Below are 2,089 nucleotides of genomic sequence, written 5' to 3'. Positions count from 1 at the left end.
GGTAGAAAGCGTGACCGTCTAGTTTTATCGATTTGGTTATATTTTCTATCTAAATTTAACGAAGGGGCTCCAACGTCTTTATTAATAAATCAAAAAAGGTCAGAATTTGGTTTCTGTTGGTTTGTTATTTATTTTATGTAAATTTAGTTTAAGGTGGTGGAGCTTTGTCGACAAATCTTAAAAAGAAGAAAAAAAAAGGTTATCTATTCTTTAAATAGTATTGTGTTTTTGTTTGTTTTTTTATAACAATGATTAAAAAATTTTTTAAAAATAATATGGTTTTTGGTTGATTTAAGGCGCAAGTTCCAACTACTAAAGTGGGTGGAGTGTCGGTGCAAGCTCGTAGTCTTCCTGTCGATGTGCGGTTTTTATCAACCGATAATGTTACTTTCGACGATTCAGGTGAAAGTTTTTTATTTTTACCGGAATTGCCTGATTATGAATATAATGGTAGCGCTAATGGTTTTGATTCTCCATTTTCAGCTGAATTTTACAAAGTTTTAGGTAGTTTGGAAGAAGGTGTTTATACATTAACTTTTTATGTTCAGGGAGAGTGTTATAACGATGATTTCGTTATAGATGATGTTTTTGAGTTTGACATGCATAATGGTTGTCTTATTAGAAATATCGATGCTCAGTCTGGGTATATACCTTTAACTATTTTGTATTATGCTGGTCGTGGGTCTATTGAAATGCTTGATAGTTTTTGTATGTCAACTCGTGTAGCTGGATTTATGTACGAAAGTATATGTGATACTATGAGAACATTTCCTGTCACACTTGATTATGATAAACAAATTTTAGTTTCTATAAAAGAAATTCGTGATCCTTTAGGAAAACAAATGGTATGATCTAATATCAATTCTTAGTTTCATACTGGTCGGCGACGAAGTACTCCTCCTAGCTGCGTCCTACTAAGTCAGGCGCCAGCATGGGAGGAAGCCAGGTTGGCTTCGCACGAAGTCGTCAGGGAGGTTATTTATAATTTATACCTCCTAAATTCAAGAGAGATAGTTTAATTAGTAGAACGGATTTGATACTATTGACTGACTTCGCAGAGCTTGCGATGATAACAGTAATATCAGGGATAGTTTAGGTGCAATTCCTATTCTCTCTAAGTGGGTGAGTCTGATAGTGTGTAGGTTGGGTGTGAAGTCTTACGTACGCGCCCGCCCTTCTCCTTCGGTCGACCGAAGGAGCAGTCAGGACGACTTCGGTCGACCGAAGGAGCAGTTGTAGTACTCATCCATCTATTTTATCTTAAATAAGGTTTTATCTTTACTTCCTAGTACAGACTTCATACTAGAAGTTTTATATAGCTTTTATTTAAGTATTGTGTTTTTGTTTATTTATATTTTATATTAAAATGAGAAGATTTTTTTATGAGTTTTTACCTAGATTATTCACAAAAGTGAATCTTTCTAAAGTTTTTTCTATATTTGCGGTAGGGTTTGGTATTAGAGTTTTTATATCGTATTTTTTTGATATTAATGTCTTCTATGATTATTTACATCCATTATCTTTAGGTTATTATTCTTTTATGGCTTCTTTTGTTGTTTTTATTAATGAACTTTTTACGTTCTTTAATATTAGTTTATTTTCTGCCGAAGGATACTTCGCTAGTGTCAGATCTATCCTTCGGTTAGTAGTACAATTTTTTACTAGTTTCTTTTCACTTTTTATGAATTCTTTCAATTTTATTAGAACTCATTTTAAATTTGAGTATTTGAAACTATCCTTTTTACGTTCTTTATTCCAGAATTCTTCTAAGGATTTACCCGACTTCGTCGGAGGAAAGAAGGAAGATTTATTTTACGGTACGGGTTTTACTGGGGCCGAAAAGGAAAATATTTTTTCTAACGGTTCTTCAGAACGTAATATCAATGATTTTATTTTAAATAAGGGAGATAAATCAAATAAAGGATCTTCTAATGTGATATCATCTAGCTCCGGTGGAGAATCATCTAAAGTAGGATCATATAAAGGGAAAGAAGTATGTTACCCTAATTCTAATCAGGGTTCGTATCAAAAATTTGATCAACAAGTTCCTAAATCTCTTTCAGTACCTACAAATGAAGTAGGTGATTCT

General features: G+C 32.9%; 2 protein-coding genes. Both read left to right on the top strand.

The features are described from left to right. The first annotated feature begins 326 nt into the window (after positions 1–326). The gene (locus ABEB00_RS35340) at positions 327–851 is read left to right on the top strand and encodes a hypothetical protein (protein ID WP_345624836.1); all 525 of its coding nucleotides are present in this window, start codon (positions 327–329) and stop codon (positions 849–851) included. A gap of 515 nt (positions 852–1,366) precedes the next feature. Next, on the top strand, positions 1,367–2,089 hold a 723-nt coding region (locus ABEB00_RS35335), incomplete at its 3' end, for a hypothetical protein (protein ID WP_345624835.1).

Source organism: Streptomyces ziwulingensis (assembly GCF_039542605.1).
In the GTDB taxonomy this organism is placed as follows: Bacteria; Actinomycetota; Actinomycetes; order Streptomycetales; family Streptomycetaceae; genus Streptomyces; species Streptomyces ziwulingensis.
The sequence above is the reverse complement of the archived record's forward strand: the minus strand, read 5'-3'. Positions and strand labels throughout refer to the sequence as shown.